The organism is Aquabacterium sp. OR-4, from assembly GCF_025290835.2.
Classification (GTDB): Bacteria; Pseudomonadota; Gammaproteobacteria; order Burkholderiales; family Burkholderiaceae_C; genus Pseudaquabacterium.
In genome coordinates this window covers 414,033-431,939 of sequence record NZ_JAOCQD020000002.1, presented here as the reverse complement: position 1 = coordinate 431,939, position 17,907 = coordinate 414,033, and the positions used below count along the sequence as shown (strand labels likewise).

The window sequence follows — 17,907 nt, the reverse complement described above, 5'->3', positions numbered from 1 at the left end:
CGCCGCATGAGTCGATGGATGAAACACCCTGTTGTGATTGCGTGCGGCCTGGGCCTGCTGGTGCTGCTGGTGGCCGCCGCGCTGCCGCTGCTGCACATGCGCGATCACGGCGCGGCGCCGCCGGCCGGCGCGGGTTCGCGCACCGGTTCCGGTGGCGGGGCAGGTGCCGGCCCGGCGCCAGGCGATGCCGGCCTGCCCTGGCAGGTGCGCGTGCTGGCCGACGGCAGCGCGCAGGTGTTTGGCCTGCACCTGGGGCGCGACACGCTGGCCGAGGCCGAGGCGCGTTTTGGCGACCACCTGCAGGTGGCGCTGGTGGCCCGCCTGGGCGAGGTGGGCGCGCTCGAGGCGCTGGTCGATCCGATGCAGGCCGGCTTTGTCAGCGGCCGGCTGGTGCTGGCCTTCGAGGTGCCGGCCGCCACGCTGCAGCGCTGGCGCGCGCAGGTGGGCAGCTCGTCGGCGATGGAGGGCGGCGTGCGCCGCTTCAAGCTCGATGCCGCCGACCGCCAGGCGGCGCGCAGCGCGCCCCTGGTGGGCCTGAGCTTCGTGCCGGCGCTGCGCCTGGGCGAGGCCGATCTGCGCGAGCGTTTCGGCCCGCCGGCCCGGGTGCTGGGCGAAACCGGCGGCGCGCCGATGCTGCTGTACCCCGAGCGTGGCCTGGCCGCCAGCGTGCGCGCCGGTGAGCGCGGCGTTCTGCAGTACGTGGCACCGCGCGACTTTGCCGCCCGGCTGCTGGCGCCGCTGGAGGCGGCCGGGGGCCAGGCCGCGGCCGCGGCGTCGGCCGCCCCGGCACGCTGAGCTTCCGGCAGGCCTGGCCGCCACGGTCACAACCGGCTGCTACCCGCCCGGGGCCGCGACTCGGAAAAATCGGCGCTCGCTGCGGCCTGGCCGCGGCGCCCCTGCCGATCCCTCCCGAGGAGACACCGCGATGCCCTGCAAGATCCTGATGCTGTGCGGCGATTTCGCCGAAGACTACGAGACCATGGTGCCCTTCCAGGCACTGCAGGCCGTGGGCCACACCGTGCACGCGGTGGCGCCCGACAAGAAGGCCGGCGACTGGATCCACACCGCGGTGCACGATTTCGACGGCGCGCAGACCTACAGCGAAAAGCCCGGCCACCGCTTCGTGCTCAATGCCAGCTTTGCCGATGTGCGGCCCGAGGCCTATGACGCGCTGCTGATTCCCGGCGGCCGCGCGCCCGAGTACCTGCGCCTGAACAGCCGCGTGGTCGAGATCACGCGCCACTTCCTGGCGGCCGACAAGCCGGTGGCCGCGGTCTGCCACGGCGCGCAGCTGCTGGCCGCCACCGGCCTGATCAAGGGCCGGCGCGTCTCGGCCTACCCGGCCTGCCAGATCGAGGTCGAGCTGGCCGGCGCCGAGTTCTGCGGCATCGCGGTCGACCAGGCCGTCACCGACGGCAAGCTGGTCACCGCACCCGCCTGGCCGGCGCACCCGGCGTGGATTGCGCAGTTTCTGAAGGTTCTGGGCACGCGCATCGAGGCCTGACAAGGTGTGAATGAACCTGCTGCGCGGGCCCATGGCGGCCCTGCGCGACTCGCCGTACGGGTGTATGGCTGCGTTGCTCGAACCACCCTGAGCCCGCTCGCGACGGTTCCTTCACACCTTGAGAGCGGCTGAGCGTCGTTCACCCATGCCTGCCTTGCACCTCACAGCGCCTCAGCGCGTTGTTGCAAAAGCTCGCCAACGCGCGGGCGATGGCGGCGATCTGCGCCTGGAGCCAGGCCGCTTCGAGGCGCCCATCGGTCACGGCCGAAAAAAGCCTTGGCCGCTGAGCCGGGGCCCCCGGCCAGCGCCGCTGCGCTAGAGTGGTCAGCACGTTACCCGTCACCCGGAGCCGCCATGTGTGAGGTGTTCATCAGCGCCGATCCGCACAGCTACGACAGCCGCACGCGCTCGGTGCGGCTGCATGGCGTGGTCACCAGCATCCGGCTCGAGAACCTGTTCTGGCAGGTGCTCGAGGAGATCGCCGCGCGCGACGGCCTGGGCGTGGTGCAACTGATCGAGAAGCTCTACGACGAACTGGTGGCCGCGCGTGGTGCGGTGGGCAACTTCGCGTCCTTTCTGCGGGTTTCGGCGTTGCGCTACGAGGCGCTGATGGCGCAGGGCCGGATTCCCGCCGATGCCGGTGTGGCCCTGGGCGCGCTCAACGCGGCCCAGGTGCTGCACGCGCTGCCGGCGGGCTGGGCGCAGCCGGCGCCAGGCCACCGGGCCGAGGCGCCGGGCGCGCACTGAGCCGCCGGCCGCTCTCAAGGTGTGAAGAAACCGTCGCGCAGGGCCGCCATGGGCCCGCGCAGCAGGTTCATTCACACCTTGTCAGGCGCGCCGCTCACCCTGGACGCTGGCACCCGGCAGCACGAACTGCCCGCCGCCCAGGTGGTGCAGGCTGCGCAGCTGCGGCGGCGCGTCGTCGAAATGCCAGCGCCCGCCGTGGAACACGCGGGCGTCGGCCTGCGCCGCCACCACCTCGGCCAGATAGAGGTCGTGCGCGGCGCTCAGCTCGGGCCAGGCGATCACGCGGCATTCCAGCCAGGCCAGGCAGCCCTCGACCAGCGGCGCCGCAATGCGCTGCGCCGCGAAGTGCCCAATGCCCTGGGCTGCGAACTTGTCGGTGGGCGGATCGGCCTCGGCCAGCGCCTGGCCGCTGGTGTTGCCCACGGTCACGGTGAGGTCGGCCTGGGCGCCGCTGGGCACCATCAGCGCCAACTCGCCGCTGGCCGCGATCAGCTGGCGGGTGAAGGTGGCCCGGTCGATCACCACGGCCACCTTGGGCGGATCAAAGTCCAGCGGCATGGCCCAGGCGGCGGCCATCAGGTTGCGTTGCGGGCCGTGGGCGGCGCTCACCAGCACCGTGGGGCCATGGTTGAGCAGGCGGCTGGCCTGGGCCAGTGGAACGTCTTGGCGCATCGGGCGATGGGGCGGGGTGGGGGTGATCAAAAAGGCGCAGGGCAGCTGAACTGCCACGGGCCGGCGCTGTTGTCGCCCGGCACCGCCGCCGGCGCGGCCGCTGGCCACTGCACCGGCGGCCACTGCACCGGCGGCAGCTGCAAGGCCACGGCATGCAGCAGCAGGCGCGGCGCGGCGGCAAGCCAGTCGGGCGGGGCGTACAGGTCGTCGCCCAGGATCGGGTGGCCGATGCTGGCCAGGTGCACGCGCAGCTGGTGCGAGCGGCCGGTGATGGGCTCCAGCGCCAGCCGGGTGGTGCCCGTGGCGGGTTCGCGCGCGATCACGCGCCAGCGCGTCTGCGAGGGTTTGCCGATGCCATGGTCGACGATCTGGCGCGGCCGGTTGGGCCAGTCGCAGATCAGCGGCAGATCGATCTCGCCGGCGTCCGCGGCCGGCAGGCCGGCCACCACCGCCTCGTAGCGCTTGGCCACCTGGCGCTCGGCAAAGGCCATCGACAAGGCCCGGTGCACCGCCGCATGGCGGCCAAACACCACCAGGCCCGAGGTGCCCATGTCCAGCCGGTGCACCGGCTTGGCGCCGGGCCAGCGGGCGGCCACGCGGGCGGCCAGGCAATCGGCCTTGTCGGGGCCGCGGCCGGGCACGCACAGCAGGCCGGCGGGCTTGTCGGCCACGGCGATGTGGGCGTCGAGGTGGATCAGCACCAGGCCGGCATCCGCGGCGGCGGCGGTGTCGGCGGCCTCGGCAGGCGGCGCGTGGGTGCAGGGCAGGGCGGCAGTCACGGGGCGCGAGCATACCCAGGCCGGCCGGGCCGGCGCCGGCAGGCGGCCCGCTGGCCGCGCTGAAAAGAAACGAAACACGCCGATACCGCGCTGAAAGGACGCGCCGGGCGCGCCGCGCCACGATGGCGGCCATGTTCCAACCCCTGGGAGACTGATGATGAAGACCTGGCTCAAACGCACCCTGATCGGCGTGGCCGGATTCGGCGTGCTGCTGGGCGGCCTGAGTGCCTGCGGCCACCGCATGCACCACGGCTGGCCGGCCAGCGAGGCCGATGCCACCGAGCTGCGCGAGCGCATCGTGCAGCGCGCCAGCCGCGAGCTGGCGCTCGACGCGGCCCAGCAGGCCAAGCTCAACAGCCTGGCCGAGGCCATGGCGGCGCAGCGCCGCGCGCTGATGGGCCCGGCGGGCGAGGCCGGCGCCAGCCCGCGCGCCGAGTTCCAGGCGCTGATCGCCGGCCCGCAGTTCGACCGCGCCAAGGGCCAGGCCCTGATCGACGGCAAGACCAGCGCGCTGCGCGATGGCGCACCCAAGCTGATGGGCGCCGCCGCCGATTTCTACGACAGCCTGAGGCCCGAGCAGCAGCAAAAGCTGCGCGACTTCATGGCCCGCGGCCGCCACGGCCACTGGCGGGGCTGAGCCATGCCCGGCATCACCTTGTGGCTGGCCTTGCCCAGTGCGGCCCAGGCGCTGGGCGCCGTGGGCTGGGGCCTGATGCTGCTGGGCCTGGGCTGGGTGAGCTGGGCGGCGCACACGCTGCACCGCGCCGGCGTGGCCATCGCGCCCGGCGCGGCGCCGCAGCACCTGGTGGACGACGGGCCCTACGCGCTGGGCCGCCACCCGATGGCGCTGGGCCTGCTGGTGGCGCTGGCCGGCTGGGCGCTGGCGGCGCTGTCGCTCAGCGTGGGCCTCGTCGCGCTGGCGCTGGCGATCTGGCTCGACCGCGTGCACCTGCCGCGCGAGGAGGCGCAGCTGGCCCGGCGCTTTGGCGGTTGGTGGCGCGACTATGCCGAGGACGTGCGGCGGTGGCTGTGATCCCGCCCGCGCCCGCGGCGCATGCGACGATGCGAGGCCCATGCACCGCATCCTGCTGATCGACGACGACGCCGAGCTTGGCCCGCCGCTGGCCGCCTACCTGCAGCGCTTTGACCTGCAGCTCGAGGCCGCGCTGACACCCAGCGCCGGCCAGGCGCGGCTGGCCCAGGGCGGCATCGCCGCGGTGATCCTCGACGTGATGCTGCCCGAGATGGACGGCTTTGTACTGTGCCGGCTGCTGCGCGCCGACAGCGACATCCCGATCCTGATGCTCACCGCGCGCGGCGACCTGACCGACCGCGTGGTGGGCCTCGAGCTGGGCGCCGACGACTACCTGCCCAAACCCTTCGAGCCGCGCGAGCTGGCGGCCCGGCTGCAGACCATCCTGCGCCGTGCCCGGCCGGTGGCGCCACCGGCGCCGGCCACCGCGCCGCCGGCCGATGCTGTGCTGCACTTTGACGGCCTGCTGATCGACACCGCCCGGCGCGAGGTGCGCCGCCTGGGCGCGCCGGTGCCGCTCACCGGCACCGAGTACGAGCTGCTGCTGGTGCTGGCGCGCGAGCCGCAGCGCGTGTTCCACCGTGACGAGATCCTCAACCGCCTGCGCGGCCGCGAGGCCGATCTGGCCACCCGCGCGGTCGACATCCTGGTCAGCCGGCTGCGGCGCAAGCTCGAGCCACTGGCGGTGGTGAAGACGCTGCGCAATGCCGGGTATGCGCTGGCGCTGGCGCCTGGCGACGGGCCGGCAGCGGGCAGCCGAGACCGTGATCCCTTGACGCCTTGATTGCCGTGACCACCTGATGCACTTTCGCCCGCGCCATCCGTCGCACCCGCCGCGCAGCCTGCGTGGCCGGCTGAGCCATTCGCTGCGCTGGCGCCTGGTGGCGCTGTTCGTGCTGCTGGCGCTGGCCACCACCGCGGTGTTCGTGGCCGGCACGCGCCAGGTGTTTTTCACCGGCTGGCGCGGCGTGGCCATGCCGCTGATCGCCGACTATGTGGACCGCCTGGCCGCCGAGATCGGCAACCCGCCTGACCTGGCGCGCGCCCGGGCCATCGTGCAGCGCCTGCCGGTGGCCATCCACATCGACGGGCCGCGGCTGCAATGGGATTCGCATCCCGATCGCCAGCGCTTCCACGAGCGGGTCCGCGACGGCCGCTCGCCACGCGACGAGATGGTGCGCACCCTGCTCACCCGCCACACCGCCGACGGCCACCGCATCGTCTTCGGCGTCGGCAGCCTGCAATGGCCGCAGCGGCCGGTGTGGGCCGGCTGGGCCACGCTGCTCGGGCTGCTGCTGCTCACCGCGCTGGCCTTTGCCTATGTGCGCCACCTGTTGCGACCGCTCGACGACATCCGCGCCGGCGCGCAGCGCTACGGTGCGGGCGACTTCTCGCAGGCCATCCCGCAGCGCCGCCACGACGAGCTGGGCGAGCTGGCCGGCCAGGTCAACGCCATGGCCGAGGGCCTGAACCGCATGCTCGAAGGCCAGCGCGGCCTGCTGCTGGCCATCAGCCACGAGCTGCGCTCGCCGCTGACCCGGGCGCGGCTGAACGCCGAGCTGGTGGCCGACGGCCCTGAGCGCGATGCGCTGCTGCGCGATTTGGCGGCCATGCGCGACCTGATCGCCGACCTGCTGGAAAGCGAGCGCCTGGCGCGTGGCGATGCCTCGCTGCAGCGCGAGCCGACCGACCTGAACGCCCTGGCCGGCAGCCTGGTGGCCAGCGAGTTTGCCGGCCGCGGCGTGACGCTGGACCTGGCGCCCGCGCTGCCCATGCTGGCCCTCGACCGTGTGCGCCTGCAACTGCTGCTGCGCAACCTGCTGGACAACGCGCTGCGCCACGGTGCCGGCACGCCGGTGCGCCTGAGCACGGGGCTGCAGGCCGGTGGCGTGCAACTGGCGGTGCGCGACCACGGCCCGGGCGCCGACCCGGCCACGCTGGCCCGCCTGGCCGAACCCTTCTTTCGGCCCGATGCGGCGCGCAGCCGCGAGCGCGGTGGCGTGGGCCTGGGCCTCTACCTCAGCCGCCTGGTGGCGCAGTCGCACGGCGGCCGGCTGGACATCGCCAGTGCCGATCCGGGCCTGGTGGTGAGTGCCTGGCTGCCGCTGGCGCAGGCCGGGTAGGCGCGCGAGCAAGTGGCGGCGTTGCGGCCGCTGCCCGCGGTGGCGGGGCTGATCGGGGGGCGAGGGTGCCGATCCAGCGGCGGTAGCGCTTGGTCAGGTGATCGAGATGTCGCCGTACCAGGCTTCGTGGTCGATCTTCAGCGCATCGCCGTCGGTGAGCACGCCCACGCCGATGACCTGGCCGGGCGCCTCGCCATACACGCGCCGGAAGTCGGCCGCCACATCGCGCTGGTAGTGCAGCCACTGGCCGGCGCGCGCGCTGCCGCTTTCCACGGTGAGATATTGGATGCGGCTGCTGCGGTGGTTGCGGTGCACGCTTTCCACCGCGTGGCGGCCGCCATCCCACACGTACATCAGCATCGCGTAGGGCAGGCGCTGGCCGGTGAACAGCTCGACCTGGTCAAAAAACAGGCGCTCGCGCAGCGGCAGGCGCTGGTGGTCGCCGTCAAAGGCCACGATCAGCCGCGCCGGACAGTCGTCGAGCTCGGCTTGGGCCACATCGATGCGCTGGTGCACCTGGGCCACCTTCCAGCTGAACTGCAGGCGGCCCTGCTGCGCCGGATCGATGTCCAGCGCGCAGTGCAGGCCGGTGGCCGAGCGGCGGGCGTGGGCGCGCAGCGACACGCGGTCACCCTCGCGCACCAGGCCGTAGCGGGTGCGCGGCAGGTCGCGGCGCAGCACATAAGGAAACCAGCCGGCCGGCAACTGCCCGGGCTCGGCCTGCGAAAACGGCAATACCTGGGTGGCGGGCGGCAACGCGTGCACTGCCTCGCCATGGCCCGTGTGGCCGGGCTCGTCGGCCCGCCATGTGGCACATCCGCCCAGGCTGCCCAGGCTGGCCACGGCACACCAATCCAGGCTGCGGCGCAGCCAGCGGCGGCGCTGGGCCGCATCGACACCGTCCATCGAACCCACCTCTCGCAACGACTTTCGGCTGCTCTGGCGGCAACCGGCGCGAGATGCTAGCGCCCGCAGGGCACCAGGTGTGTTCGTGAAAACCGCAAAAACGCTAACGGCAGGGCACTGCCGTCAACTCTGACCGCCAAATCAGTCGGCCTTGCCCATCGAGCGCAGCGCGGCAGCGCGCAGATCGGCCGAGAAGCCCGGGTCGCTGGACTGGATGCGGCTGGCCCAGGCGAGCACGTCCTCGGCGGTCTGCGGCTCCTGGCGGCTGAACTTCAGCTGCCACTGATCCAGGCGGCGCAGCGCGCCGATCACGGCGCCGGCGGCGGCGGCCAGCCACAGCGAACCGCGCGGCACGGTCAGGCGGGTGGGGCGGCCAAAGGTCATCGAAGCACTGGTCATGGTGTGACTCCTGTGAGCGCCGCGTCCGGGTCGGACACAGCGGGTTGAATTCATGTTGCAGTGCAGTATAGGGTTTCCACCATGTCTTTGCACGCCGAATTGACTTGGGATAGGCCCCCAGTTGGCCCGGGCGTGATGCATTACCGTGCAGCCACGCTCTCCCTGGCCCCGGCCGGCCCCCGGTGGCTGCGGCAGCCTGGCCCGGCCGCGGCGGTGGTGCGGGCAGGCATACTGCGCCGCAGCCGTAACGCCTGCCGCGATGCAACTTCACACCCCCACCTTGCTGGTGACGCTGCTGCTGGGTTTCTTGCTGCTCACGCTCGAACTGGGGGTGGCGCAGCGGGGCCTGCGCGCCCGCCCCGAGTTGCGCCGCTGGACCCTGGGCAACTGGGCCATGCTGGGCGGCTTTGCGATGCTGTTCGCCCGGCTGGTGCTGCCCGAGTGGCTGTCGCTGGTGCTGGGCAATGGCCTGATCGCGCTGGGCCTGCTGGCCTATGTGCAGGCGCTGCACCTGATGCTGCGCCAGGCGCCGCCGCCACGCTGGACCTGGCAGGTGCAGCCCGCCATGTGGCTGGGCCTGCTGCTGTTGCCGCTGTGGTCGCAAGACATGCGCACGGTGGCCGTCTCGCTGCTGTTTGCCGCCTTGCTGCTGCCCGCGGTGCGGCTGATCCTGCGCCACGGCTGGCGCGACGAGCCCTCGCTGCGCACCGTGGCCGTGACCCTGGGCCTGGCGCTGCTGGCCCTGCTGGTGCGCGCCGGGCATGCGCTGAGCATGCCCGAGGAGTACCAGAGCGTGATGCAGCACAGCCTGGGGCAGGGCGCCACCTTCCTGATGGCCTTCATGGCCTTGCTGGGCGCGGGTTTCGGCTTTCAGCTGGCGGTTTTCGAGCGTGTGGCGCGGCAGATGGAGCACCTGGCCAGCCACGATGGCCTGACCGGTTGCCTGAACCGCAGCACCACCGATGCGCTGCTGGCCCACGAGCTGCGGCGCGCCCGGCGCGAGGGCCGCGAGTCACGCCCGGTGAGCTTTGTGCTGATGGATCTGGACCATTTCAAGCAGGTCAACGACCAGCATGGTCACCGCACCGGCGATGCGGTGCTGCGCGCCTTCGCGGCCATCATCCGCCAACGCCTGCGGGGCTCGGATGCGCTGGGCCGCACCGGTGGCGAGGAGTTTGGCCTGGTGCTGCCGGGCGCCGACGCCGAGGGCGCGCGTGTGCTGCTCGAGGCCATCCGCCAGGCCGTGGCGGCGGCGCCGCTGGCCACCGACGAGCTGGGGCGCCCGGTGCGCGTGACGGTGTCGGCCGGCATCGCCGAGGCGCCCGCCGGCACCACGGTCAGCGCCGACCGCCTGTACGGCCGCGCCGACCAGGCGCTGTACGAGGCCAAGCACGGTGGCCGCAACCGCGTGGAGGTGTATGGCGACAGCAACCCGGTGCAGGCCGCGCTGCCGTTGAACACCAGCACCTAGCGGCACGGCGTCGCGGCGTGCCGTCGGGGGCTCGGCGGCCTGCCACCGGCCGAAACGGGCCGACACGGGCCAACACGGCCAGGCCGACCCCCTGGGCCAGCCCGGCCGGCGCGCGTGGGTCAGTAGCGCAGGCCCATCGCCTCGCGCACGTCCTTCATCGTCTGGCGGGCGACGGTGCGGGCGCGCTCGGTGCCCATCTCGACGATCCAGTGCACCTGCTTGGGGTTGGACAGGTAGGCCTCGGCGCGCTCGCGCCAGGGCTGCTGCTCGCGGATCACGGCTTCAGCCACCGGGGCCTTGCAGTCCAGGCAGCCGATGCCGGCGGTGGTGCAGCCCTCGCGCGCCCAGGCCTGGGTGGCCTCGTCCGAATACACCAGGTGGAACTGCCACACCGGGCAGCGCGCGGGGTCGCCCACGTCGGTGCGGCGCTGGCGCTGCGGATCGGTGGGCATGCGCGCGATCTTCTGGCGCACCATCGCGGGCTCTTCGCGCATCGCGATGGTGTTGCCGTAGCTCTTGCTCATCTTGCCGCCGTCCAGGCCGGGCAGCTTGGACACCTCGGTGTGCAGGGCCAGCGGCTCGCTCAGCACGCTGCGGCCGCTGCCCTTCAGGTGGCCCAGCAGCAGCTCGGTCTCGGTCTCGTCCAGCACCATCGCGGCCTTGCGCACGATGGCCTCGCCCTTGGCCAGCGCCTCGGCGGCGCCGGTTTCGCCAAAGGCCTTGCGCTGCTTGTCGAAGTAGCGTGTGTCGTCCTTGCCCAGCTTGGCCAGCGCGGCGGCCACCTTGGCGTCGAAATCCTTGCTGCGGCCGTACAGGTGGTTGAAGCGCCGCGCCACCTCCCGCGTCAGCTCCACATGCGAGGCCTGGTCTTCGCCCACCGGTACATAGGTGGCCTTGTAGATCAGGATGTCGGCGGCCTGCAGCAGCGGGTAGCCCAGGAAGCCATAGGTGGCCAGATCCTTGTCCTTGAGCTTCTCGATCTGGTCCTTGTAGGTCGGCACGCGCTCCAGCCAGCCCAGCGGCGTACCCATGGCCAGCAGCGTGAACAGCTCGGCATGCTCGGGCAGGCGGCTCTGGATGAAGATGGTGGCCTTCTCGGGGTCGAGGCCGGCGGCCAGCCAGTCGACCACCATGTCGTAGACGCTGCGCTCGATGATCGACGGGTCTTCGTAGGCGGTGGTCAGGGCATGCCAGTCGGCCACGAAGTAGAAGCAGTCGTGCAGATCCTGCAGCCGCACCCAATTCTTCAGCGCGCCGTGGTAGTGGCCCAGGTGCAGGGCCCCGGTGGGGCGCATGCCCGACAGCACGCGGGATTTGGGCGGCGGGGTGACGGCAACGCTGGAAGACATGGCGGGAGGCGCTTCACGAGAATCTGCGGGAGGCGCGATTCTGGCAGAGGCCCGCCGCGGCGCTGCCGGGCTGTCGGGGCGGCGGCCGGGCCAGGGCGCGGCGCGGCGTGTGGCCGCGGCTACACTCCCGCCCCTTCACCATGAAGCGCATCGTCATCCTCATCTCCGGCCGCGGCAGCAACATGGAGGCCATCGTGCAGCGCTGCGCCGCCGAGGGCTGGCCGGCCCACGTGGCCGCGGTCATCGCCAACAAGCCCGAGGCCTCGGGCCTGGGCTTTGCTGCGGCGCTGGGCATTGCCACCGCGGTGGTCGACCACCGCGCCCATGCCAGCCGCGACGCGTTTGACGCGGCGCTGGCCCAGGCCATCGACGCCCACGCCCCCGATCTGGTGGTGCTGGCCGGCTTCATGCGCATTCTTGGCGATGCCTTCGTGCAGCGTTATGCGGGCCGGCTGCTGAACGTCCATCCGTCGCTGCTGCCGGCCTTTGCTGGTCTGCACACGCACCGCCGGGCCATCGAGGCCGGCTGCAAGCTGGCCGGTGCCACGGTGCACTTCGTGACCCCCACGCTCGACCACGGTCCGATCGTGGCCCAGGCCGCCGTGCCGGTGCGGCCCGACGACAGCCCCGAGACCCTGGCCGCGCGGGTGCTGGCGGTGGAGCACGTGATCTACCCGCAGGCGGTGCGCTGGTTCGTCAGCGGTGAGCTGAGCATCGCCGAGGACGGCGTGGTGCGGCACCGCGGCGGCGCCGATCAGCTGCTGCTGGGCTGAGCCTCAGCCAATCTTCGCGAAGCGCGGCTGCGTGATGCCGCCGATGGTCACGCTCTCGAAGAACATCGCGTGCGGCCGCACCCACAGCGCGCCTTCGCCATACAGCGGCCGGTACACCACCAGCGGCTCCAGCGTCTCGCTGTGGCGCGCGGCGCCCACCAGCTCGTACTCCATGCCCTTGTAGTGCCGGTAGCGGCCGGTGGGGGTGGCGGGCAGCGGCGGCAGGTCGTCGGGCATGCAGATCCTTCTTGGGCAGGCGGTGCGGCGCCGCACTGTAGCTGCTGCACCCGCGCGCTTGCATTGAACTGTCAACAAGCTAACGCAGCGCGTACGGTGTCCTGCTTTGGCAGGAGGCGCGGTCTGCAACAAGCAGTGACAATCCGCATCAAAGCAAAGATGCGTGTGTCCAGGAGGAGTAGTCAATGCGCACAGCCGATTCAAGGGGCGGCCAGGCCCGCCTGACCGCGCCCGGCATGGCCCTGCTGCTGGCCCTGCTGCTGGCCACCGGGGCGCAGGCCCAGGGCACGCCAAGCACGCGCTTCGACGCCAACGTCACGCTGCAGGGCCAGGCCCTGCTGCTCAATGGTGCGGGCACCCGCTACAAGGCGGTGTTCCGGGTCTACGACATGGGCCTGTACACCACGCGCCGCGTGGCCACGCCGGCCGAGCTGCTGGCCCTGCCGGGTGCCAAGCGCCTGCAGTTCGTGGCCTTGCGCGAGCTGCCCGGCACCGATCTCGGCCGCTTGTTCATCAAGGGCCTGAGCGACAACGCGCGGCCCGACGAGATGAACCGCCACCTGCCCTCGATGACCCGCTTCATCGAGATCTTCTCGGGCCGCAGCAAGCTGATGCCGGGCGACAGCTTTGCGATGGACTTCGTGCCGGGCAAGGGCACCCAGTTCTTCATCGCCGGCCAGCCGCAGGGCACGCCCGTTGGCGACGACGAGTTCTTCAGGCTGGTGCTGCGCATCTGGTTCGGCGAACGGCCGGCCGACCACCTGCTGCGCGATGCGCTGCTGGGCGTGGCGCCGCGGGTCGAGCTGCGCTGATTTTCGGGCCCGCACCGCGCCGGCGGCCGCGGCGGGCCGGGCGGGGATAATCGCGGCGATGCATCCCACCGCCCTGCTGGACCTCACCACCGAGTTGCTGCGCGCCGTGCTCAGGCTCGACTCGCCTGCCGACGGCATCGTTTCGGCCTTTTTTCGCAAACACAAGAACCTGGGCCCGCGCGAACGCCATGCGCTGGCCGAGACGGCCTACGCCGTGCTGCGCCGGCGCCCGCAGCTGCAGCATCTGGCACAAAGCGGCAGCGGCGCGCTCGAGCGCCGCCTGGCCCTGCTGGCCTGGGCAGGCGACTCGAACCAGCTGCGCGGCGCCGTCGGCCCGAACGAGCAGACCTGGCGCACCCAGGTGCGCGAGATCGACACCGCCGGCCTGCCCGAGAAGCTGCGCCACAACCTGCCCGACTGGCTGGCCGGCGCACTGAAGCTGCAGCTCGGCGACGACGACTTCTGGCAGCTGGTGGCCGCCATGGACCAGAGCGCGCCGCTCGACCTGCGCGTGAACACGCTGAAGGCCAAGCGCGAGGACATCTTGAAGGAGCTGCAGGCCCTGGGCGTGCAGGCCGCCGCCACGCCGCACTCGCCCTGGGGCATTCGCGCCGCCGGCAAGCCGGCACTGCAGAAGCTGGCCATGTTCAACCGCGGCGATGTCGAGGTGCAGGACGAAGGCAGCCAGCTGCTGGCCCTGCTGGTGGATGCCAAGCGCGGCGAGATGGTGGTCGACTTCTGCGCCGGCGCCGGCGGCAAGACCCTGGCGCTGGGCGCGGCAATGCGCTCGACCGGTCGGCTGTATGCCTTTGATGTCTCGGGCCACCGGCTCGATGCGCTCAAGCCGCGCATGGCGCGCAGCGGGCTGAGCAATGTGCATCCGGCGCAGATCGTGCACGAGCGTGACGAGCGCATCAAGCGCCTGGCCGGCAAGATCGATCGCGTGCTGGTCGATGCGCCGTGCTCGGGCCTGGGCACCTTGCGTCGCAACCCCGATCTGAAGTGGCGCCAGTCGCCGCAGGCCGTGGCCGAACTGCAGGCCAAGCAGACCGCCATCCTCGACAGCGCCGCGCGCCTGCTCAAGCCGGGCGGCCGCCTGGTCTACGCCACCTGCAGCCTGTTGGCCGACGAGAACGAGAAGGTGGCCGAGGCCTTCGGTGCGGCGCATGCCGACTTCGAGCCGCTGCAGGCTGCCGAGGTGCTGGGCAAGGCCCAGGTGGCCGGTGCCGAGGCGCTGGTGCAGGGCCCGTACCTGCGACTGTGGCCCCACCGCCACGCCACCGACGGCTTCTACGCCGCGGTGTGGCAGCGGCGCTGAAGGACGCTCGGCGCGGCTGAAAGCCGCCTTTGCCAGGGCACAGCCATGACGTGGCGAGGGCCCGTGCTTGCGCTGGGTCAGCGTGGCCCCACATACCTGCGAGACACGGGGTTTTGCCGGGCCTTTTCAACCGATGGCGGTCTGAGTCCGGCCGGTACAATCTGATACCCGCTGCTTTGTGCTGGCGGATCGAGAAGACAAGCGATGAACGAACTGAACACGTTGGGCATGGCCGTGATCGGCTGGCTGGCTGATGGCCTGTGGTCCAGCGCCAGCTGGTGGCAGGTGGTGCTGGTGACCCTGGTGCTGACGCACCTGACGATCTGCGGCGTCACCATCTTTCTGCACCGCGCCCAGGCGCACCGGGCGCTCGAACTGGGGCCCATCCCCTCGCACTTCTTCCGCTTCTGGCTGTGGCTGACCACGGGCATGGTGACCAAGGAATTCGTCGCCGTGCACCGCAAGCACCACGCCAAGTGCGAGACCGAGGAAGACCCGCACAGCCCGCAGACCCGCGGCCTCAAGGCGCTGCTGCTCACCGGTGTGGAGCTGTACCGCGCCGAGGCCACCAACCCCGAGACGATCGACAAGTACGGCAAGGGCACGCCCGACGACTGGATCGAGCGCAACCTCTACACCCGCTACAGCTGGCAGGGCGTGGGCCTGATGCTGATCATCGACGTGGCGCTGTTCGGTGCCATCGGCCTGACGGTGTGGGCCATCCAGATGGCCTGGATCCCGGTGTGGGCCACCGGCGTGATCAACGGCATCGGCCACTACTGGGGCTATCGCAACTTCGAGGCGGCCGATGCCAGCACCAATGTCTCGCCCTGGGGCATCCTGATCGGTGGCGAAGAACTGCACAACAACCACCACACCTACGCCACCTCGGCCAAGTTCTCGGTCAAGCCCTACGAGTTCGACATCGGCTGGATGTACATCCGCGGCATGGAGATGCTGGGCTGGGCCAAGGTGCGCAAGACGCCGCCGCAGCTGCAGCTGGGCAGCATCAAGCCGGTGGCCGACAGCCAGACGCTGGAAGCCATCATCGCCAACCGCTACGAGGTGATGGCCAAGTACGCCGCCGGTGTGCGCGCCGCCTGCAGCGCCGAGTTCGAGCGCGTCAAGCAGCAGGGCCTGTCGGCCAAGCACCTGGGCGAGTTCAAGCTGGCCCAGCGCTGGCTGCACCGCGACGACGAGAAGATCCCGCACTCGGTCAAGCCGCAACTGGCCAGCGTGATGAACGAGAGCCCCAAGCTGGCCAAGCTGGTGGCCATGCGCGAAGAGCTGCGCATGCTGTGGACCCGCACCAATGTCTCGGCCGAGCAGCTGGTGGTCGACCTGCAGGCCTGGTGCAAGAAGGCCGAGGCCAGCGGCATCGAGGCGCTGGCCGAGTTCTCGCAGAAGCTGCGGGCCGCCCACGCCTGAGCGGCTGCGGCAGCTGAACCGGCGGCCTGTGCCGCCCACCGGACAACGGGCCCCGCGGGGCCCGTTTTTCATGGGTGCGCGGCGCGGCTGGTGATCAGCTGCGGTCGAGCCAGATGCCCAGGCCCTGGGCGTTGAGCTCGATGTCCAGCGCCAGGCCTTGCAGGCCGGCGGCCACATCGGCCACGCCATGGCGCTGCAGCTGCTCGCCATACAGCGCGCCCAGGCCGGCCAGCAGCGCGGCATGGCGCGCCGGGGCCTGGCGCAGCGGCGTGGCCAGGGCCACCATGGCGTCGATCTGTGTGTGCAGCAGGCCGGCCAGGCGCGGCAGGTCGGTCACGCGGCTGTAGTGGGTCAGGTACATGGCCTGCGGCTGGCGCGCCATCAGCCGGTCGATCGAGCGTTTCATCGCCTCGGGCTCGAACTGCACCGGCGTCGAGGTGGGCATGATCCAGGCGCCGCGCGGGGTGTCGAACTCGCGGTAGCTCAGGCCGAAGGTGTCGCCGGTGAACCAGCCGCGGCTGGCCTCGTCCCACAGGCAGTGGTGGTGGCGGGCATGGCCGGGCGTGTCGATGAACTCGAGCCGGCGGCCATGCCAGTCGAGCACCTGGCCATCGCCGGTGGCCATCACCCGCTCGGCGGGCACCGGCTGCAGCTGGCCGTAGTGGCGGTCCATCTCGGCCTGGCCGTAGACCGCCAGGGCGCCCTGGTACAGCGCCGCCGGATCGACCATGTGGCGCGTACCGCGCGGGTGCGCCAGCACGGTGGCGCGCGGCAGCTGCTGCATCAGCAGGCCCACGCCGCCGGCGTGGTCGAGGTGCACATGGGTGGGAATCACATGGTCCACCGCCGCACGCGGCAGGCCCAGATCGTCCAGCGCGGCCAGCAGGCGTGGCACCGAGAAGTTGGTGCCGGTGTCGACGAACAGCGCATGACCGTTGTGCACCATCAGGTAGGCCGCGTCGAAGTGGTCGCGGTGAAAGCCGGTGTCGATGGCGTGGATGCCATCGCCCAGGTCGTGCAGATAGGGCAGGGCCATGCGCGGGTTTCTTTCGGGCAATGAAAAAGGGCAGGGGATGAACCCTGCCCTGGCATTGTCGCGGCGGCCCGGCGCCGCCGTCTGTCGCGCAGCGTTCAGCTGCCGTTGTGGCTGGCCTGCAGGGCCCACAGGCGCGCGATGTCGGCCACGCCGTCGGTGCCGCGCACGCCGCGCAGGGTCTGCACGGCCTTGGCCTTGTGCTTGCCACTCAGCAGCAGGGCCTGGCCCAGGCGCAGCTTGGCGTCCTCGGGGCGCTTCAGGCCGCCCTTGGCAATGCCTTGCTCGATCAGGCCGATGCCCTTGTCGGCCTGGCCCATCGTGACGTAGGTGTAGCCCAGGGCCACCAGCTCATTGCCGTCCTTCTGCGCAGCGGCGGCCGTGGCGCGCTGCTCGATCGAGGCTTTGGACTCGGTGTCGCGGCTCTCGGCCAGGGCGCGCAGGCGCTTGTGGCGCTCGGCCTCGGCACCGGTGCCCAGGGCGCCGGCGGCGAAGCCCTTGTCGACCACGGCCTTGCCTTCGGCGGGGTTGCCGGCCTGGATGGCCAGCTGGGCCATTTCCATGAAGTCGGCGGTCGAGCTGAGGTTGCCGGTGGCCAGCTTCAGGCGCATCAGATCGAGCGTGAAGCGGTCGGCAAAACCGGGCTTGCTGCGCACGCGGCCCAGGTAGGCGGCCCAGTAGTCCTTCTTGGGGTAGTGGCTCAGCAGCTTCTCGAGCGTGGCCGTCTGGCCCGCCGGGTTGCCGGTGCGCGACTGGGCATCGGCCAGACGCAGCAGGTCGCCTTCTTCAGGGCGCCTGCCGGCCTGCTCGGCGGCCGCCACGGCCGCCGCCGACTCTTTGGCGATGGCCGCGTAGTCGCCGCTGGCGCCCTGCAGATAGCCCTGCAGCTGCTTCAGCGAGGCGCTGTTGTTGCCGGCCGCCTGGGCCTTCTGGATCCACTGCGAGGCCTTGGCGTTGTCGCGCAGCTGGGCATAGGCCGAGGCGATCTGCTCGGCCACCTGGCCCTGCTCGCCGCCCGAGGTCTTGCCGTACAGCGATTCGAGGGCCTGCACGGCCGCACCGTGGTCGCCCGCGCGTTGCGCGGCGGCGGCCTTCATGCGGTCGATCTGCAGGCTCTCGGCGGCGGTCTTGTTGGGCGCGGCCTCGGCCTCGCGCACCTTGGCCAGCGCTTCCTTGCCCTTGCCGGCCTTGATCAGTTCGTAGGCCTGCTGCAGCGGCTTGCCCACTTCAGGGCGCAGCGACTGGGCGTGGGCCGTGCCGGTGGCCAGCGTGAGGGCCAGCAGGGTGCCGGCAATGGTGGCGTGCATCTTGGTCATCGCAGGG

20 protein-coding genes are annotated in these 17,907 nt (G+C 71.6%); 12 read left to right on the top strand and 8 right to left on the bottom strand.

The features are described 5' to 3' along the window. Window positions 1–18: 18 nt before the first annotated feature. The 3 genes from N4G63_RS14125 to N4G63_RS14115 all read left to right on the top strand — a co-directional run bounded on the left by N4G63_RS14125 (window position 19) and on the right by N4G63_RS14115 (window position 2,251). The gene (locus tag N4G63_RS14125; RefSeq protein WP_260786113.1) at window positions 19–795 is read left to right on the top strand and encodes a hypothetical protein; all 777 of its coding nucleotides are present in this window, start codon (window positions 19–21) and stop codon (window positions 793–795) included. Between the two features lie 130 nt (window positions 796–925). Further along, complete coding sequence (locus N4G63_RS14120; protein ID WP_260786112.1) at window positions 926–1,504, top strand: DJ-1/PfpI family protein; 579 nt, start codon at window positions 926–928, stop codon at window positions 1,502–1,504. 354 nt (window positions 1,505–1,858) lie between these two features. After that, window positions 1,859–2,251 (top strand): ribbon-helix-helix domain-containing protein, encoded by a 393-nt coding sequence (locus N4G63_RS14115; protein WP_260786111.1) that lies wholly within the window; start codon window positions 1,859–1,861, stop codon window positions 2,249–2,251. Between the two features lie 81 nt (window positions 2,252–2,332). On the opposite strand, the gene N4G63_RS14110 is transcribed toward N4G63_RS14115, so the two are convergent. Next, window positions 2,333–2,923, bottom strand: coding sequence for a flavin reductase family protein (locus tag N4G63_RS14110; protein ID WP_260786110.1), 591 nt, complete (start codon window positions 2,921–2,923; stop codon window positions 2,333–2,335). A gap of 26 nt (window positions 2,924–2,949) precedes the next feature. Continuing rightward, window positions 2,950–3,624 (bottom strand): RluA family pseudouridine synthase, encoded by a 675-nt coding sequence (locus N4G63_RS14105; RefSeq protein WP_260786702.1) that lies wholly within the window; start codon window positions 3,622–3,624, stop codon window positions 2,950–2,952. A gap of 235 nt (window positions 3,625–3,859) precedes the next feature. On the opposite strand from N4G63_RS14105, the gene N4G63_RS14100 reads away from it, so the two are divergent. From N4G63_RS14100 to N4G63_RS14085, 4 genes are read left to right on the top strand one after another with little or no spacing between them, the layout of a single operon-like run. Beyond that, complete coding sequence (locus tag N4G63_RS14100) at window positions 3,860–4,339, top strand: Spy/CpxP family protein refolding chaperone (RefSeq protein ID WP_260786109.1); 480 nt, start codon at window positions 3,860–3,862, stop codon at window positions 4,337–4,339. 3 nt (window positions 4,340–4,342) lie between these two features. Further along, the gene (locus tag N4G63_RS14095; RefSeq protein ID WP_260786108.1) at window positions 4,343–4,735 is read left to right on the top strand and encodes a methyltransferase family protein; all 393 of its coding nucleotides are present in this window, start codon (window positions 4,343–4,345) and stop codon (window positions 4,733–4,735) included. Between the two features lie 40 nt (window positions 4,736–4,775). After that, window positions 4,776–5,519 carry a response regulator transcription factor gene (locus N4G63_RS14090; protein ID WP_260786107.1) on the top strand — a complete coding sequence of 248 codons (744 nt, stop codon included), beginning with the start codon at window positions 4,776–4,778 and terminating at the stop codon, window positions 5,517–5,519. Between the two features lie 16 nt (window positions 5,520–5,535). Next, on the top strand, window positions 5,536–6,858 hold the full coding sequence (locus tag N4G63_RS14085) for a HAMP domain-containing sensor histidine kinase (protein WP_314599837.1): 1,323 nt from the start codon (window positions 5,536–5,538) through the stop codon (window positions 6,856–6,858). Between the two features lie 93 nt (window positions 6,859–6,951). Here N4G63_RS14085 and N4G63_RS14080 read toward each other — a convergent pair whose 3' ends face one another. Together N4G63_RS14080 and N4G63_RS14075 are read right to left on the bottom strand one after the other, a co-directional pair. Continuing rightward, window positions 6,952–7,764: a DUF3047 domain-containing protein gene (locus N4G63_RS14080; protein ID WP_260786104.1), complete on the bottom strand. Its 813-nt coding sequence runs from the start codon at window positions 7,762–7,764 to the stop codon at window positions 6,952–6,954. A gap of 141 nt (window positions 7,765–7,905) precedes the next feature. Beyond that, complete coding sequence (locus N4G63_RS14075; protein WP_260786103.1) at window positions 7,906–8,163, bottom strand: hypothetical protein; 258 nt, start codon at window positions 8,161–8,163, stop codon at window positions 7,906–7,908. A 259-nt stretch (window positions 8,164–8,422) separates the two neighbouring features. On the opposite strand from N4G63_RS14075, the gene N4G63_RS14070 reads away from it, so the two are divergent. Further along, on the top strand, window positions 8,423–9,634 hold the full coding sequence (locus tag N4G63_RS14070; RefSeq protein WP_260786102.1) for a GGDEF domain-containing protein: 1,212 nt from the start codon (window positions 8,423–8,425) through the stop codon (window positions 9,632–9,634). A 119-nt stretch (window positions 9,635–9,753) separates the two neighbouring features. On the opposite strand, the gene N4G63_RS14065 is transcribed toward N4G63_RS14070, so the two are convergent. Next, window positions 9,754–10,983, bottom strand: a complete 1,230-nt coding sequence (locus N4G63_RS14065) for a tryptophan--tRNA ligase (RefSeq protein WP_260786101.1) — start codon at window positions 10,981–10,983, stop codon at window positions 9,754–9,756. Window positions 10,984–11,123: 140 nt separating this feature from the next. Here N4G63_RS14065 and purN point away from each other — a divergent pair, with 140 nt between their 5' ends. Beyond that, window positions 11,124–11,756: a phosphoribosylglycinamide formyltransferase gene (purN, locus tag N4G63_RS14060; RefSeq protein WP_314599836.1), complete on the top strand. Its 633-nt coding sequence runs from the start codon at window positions 11,124–11,126 to the stop codon at window positions 11,754–11,756. 3 nt (window positions 11,757–11,759) lie between these two features. Here purN and N4G63_RS14055 read toward each other — a convergent pair whose 3' ends face one another. Beyond that, window positions 11,760–11,993 (bottom strand): DUF1653 domain-containing protein, encoded by a 234-nt coding sequence (locus tag N4G63_RS14055; RefSeq protein ID WP_260786099.1) that lies wholly within the window; start codon window positions 11,991–11,993, stop codon window positions 11,760–11,762. A 185-nt stretch (window positions 11,994–12,178) separates the two neighbouring features. Between N4G63_RS14055 and N4G63_RS14050 the strand changes: the two genes are divergently transcribed. The 3 genes from N4G63_RS14050 (at window position 12,179) to N4G63_RS14040 (ending at window position 15,551) form a co-directional block, all read left to right on the top strand. Next, the gene (locus N4G63_RS14050) at window positions 12,179–12,805 is read left to right on the top strand and encodes a chalcone isomerase family protein (protein ID WP_260786098.1); all 627 of its coding nucleotides are present in this window, start codon (window positions 12,179–12,181) and stop codon (window positions 12,803–12,805) included. Between the two features lie 58 nt (window positions 12,806–12,863). Further along, on the top strand, window positions 12,864–14,123 hold the full coding sequence (locus N4G63_RS14045) for an RsmB/NOP family class I SAM-dependent RNA methyltransferase (RefSeq protein ID WP_260786097.1): 1,260 nt from the start codon (window positions 12,864–12,866) through the stop codon (window positions 14,121–14,123). A gap of 204 nt (window positions 14,124–14,327) precedes the next feature. After that, window positions 14,328–15,551, top strand: coding sequence for a DesA family fatty acid desaturase (locus N4G63_RS14040; protein WP_314599835.1), 1,224 nt, complete (start codon window positions 14,328–14,330; stop codon window positions 15,549–15,551). Between the two features lie 94 nt (window positions 15,552–15,645). On the opposite strand, the gene N4G63_RS14035 is transcribed toward N4G63_RS14040, so the two are convergent. Next, the gene (locus N4G63_RS14035) at window positions 15,646–16,587 is read right to left on the bottom strand and encodes an MBL fold metallo-hydrolase (RefSeq protein WP_314599834.1); all 942 of its coding nucleotides are present in this window, start codon (window positions 16,585–16,587) and stop codon (window positions 15,646–15,648) included. Between the two features lie 95 nt (window positions 16,588–16,682). Beyond that, window positions 16,683–17,900, bottom strand: a complete 1,218-nt coding sequence (locus N4G63_RS14030; RefSeq protein WP_260786093.1) for a tetratricopeptide repeat protein — start codon at window positions 17,898–17,900, stop codon at window positions 16,683–16,685. Window positions 17,901–17,907: the final 7 nt, after the last annotated feature.

What these genes read in the sequence shown, in the direction of transcription:
- N4G63_RS14100 (WP_260786109.1), top strand. Translation starts at nt 3,860, where the DNA reads ATGAAGACCTGGCTCAAACGCACCCTGATCGGCGTGGCCGGATTCGGC.
- N4G63_RS14095 (WP_260786108.1), top strand. Translation starts at nt 4,343, where the DNA reads ATGCCCGGCATCACCTTGTGGCTGGCCTTGCCCAGTGCGGCCCAGGCG.
- N4G63_RS14045 (WP_260786097.1), top strand. Translation starts at nt 12,864, where the DNA reads ATGCATCCCACCGCCCTGCTGGACCTCACCACCGAGTTGCTGCGCGCC.
- N4G63_RS14050 (WP_260786098.1), top strand. Translation starts at nt 12,179, where the DNA reads ATGCGCACAGCCGATTCAAGGGGCGGCCAGGCCCGCCTGACCGCGCCC.
- N4G63_RS14090 (WP_260786107.1), top strand. Translation starts at nt 4,776, where the DNA reads ATGCACCGCATCCTGCTGATCGACGACGACGCCGAGCTTGGCCCGCCG.
- N4G63_RS14075 (WP_260786103.1), bottom strand. Translation starts at nt 8,163, where the DNA reads ATGACCAGTGCTTCGATGACCTTTGGCCGCCCCACCCGCCTGACCGTG.
- N4G63_RS14115 (WP_260786111.1), top strand. Translation starts at nt 1,859, where the DNA reads ATGTGTGAGGTGTTCATCAGCGCCGATCCGCACAGCTACGACAGCCGC.
- N4G63_RS14110 (WP_260786110.1), bottom strand. Translation starts at nt 2,923, where the DNA reads ATGCGCCAAGACGTTCCACTGGCCCAGGCCAGCCGCCTGCTCAACCAT.
- N4G63_RS14080 (WP_260786104.1), bottom strand. Translation starts at nt 7,764, where the DNA reads ATGGACGGTGTCGATGCGGCCCAGCGCCGCCGCTGGCTGCGCCGCAGC.
- N4G63_RS14070 (WP_260786102.1), top strand. Translation starts at nt 8,423, where the DNA reads ATGCAACTTCACACCCCCACCTTGCTGGTGACGCTGCTGCTGGGTTTC.
- N4G63_RS14055 (WP_260786099.1), bottom strand. Translation starts at nt 11,993, where the DNA reads ATGCCCGACGACCTGCCGCCGCTGCCCGCCACCCCCACCGGCCGCTAC.
- N4G63_RS14040 (WP_314599835.1), top strand. Translation starts at nt 14,328, where the DNA reads ATGAACGAACTGAACACGTTGGGCATGGCCGTGATCGGCTGGCTGGCT.
- N4G63_RS14030 (WP_260786093.1), bottom strand. Translation starts at nt 17,900, where the DNA reads ATGACCAAGATGCACGCCACCATTGCCGGCACCCTGCTGGCCCTCACG.
- N4G63_RS14120 (WP_260786112.1), top strand. Translation starts at nt 926, where the DNA reads ATGCCCTGCAAGATCCTGATGCTGTGCGGCGATTTCGCCGAAGACTAC.
- N4G63_RS14085 (WP_314599837.1), top strand. Translation starts at nt 5,536, where the DNA reads ATGCACTTTCGCCCGCGCCATCCGTCGCACCCGCCGCGCAGCCTGCGT.
- N4G63_RS14035 (WP_314599834.1), bottom strand. Translation starts at nt 16,587, where the DNA reads ATGGCCCTGCCCTATCTGCACGACCTGGGCGATGGCATCCACGCCATC.
- purN (WP_314599836.1), top strand. Translation starts at nt 11,124, where the DNA reads ATGAAGCGCATCGTCATCCTCATCTCCGGCCGCGGCAGCAACATGGAG.
- N4G63_RS14065 (WP_260786101.1), bottom strand. Translation starts at nt 10,983, where the DNA reads ATGTCTTCCAGCGTTGCCGTCACCCCGCCGCCCAAATCCCGCGTGCTG.
- N4G63_RS14125 (WP_260786113.1), top strand. Translation starts at nt 19, where the DNA reads ATGAAACACCCTGTTGTGATTGCGTGCGGCCTGGGCCTGCTGGTGCTG.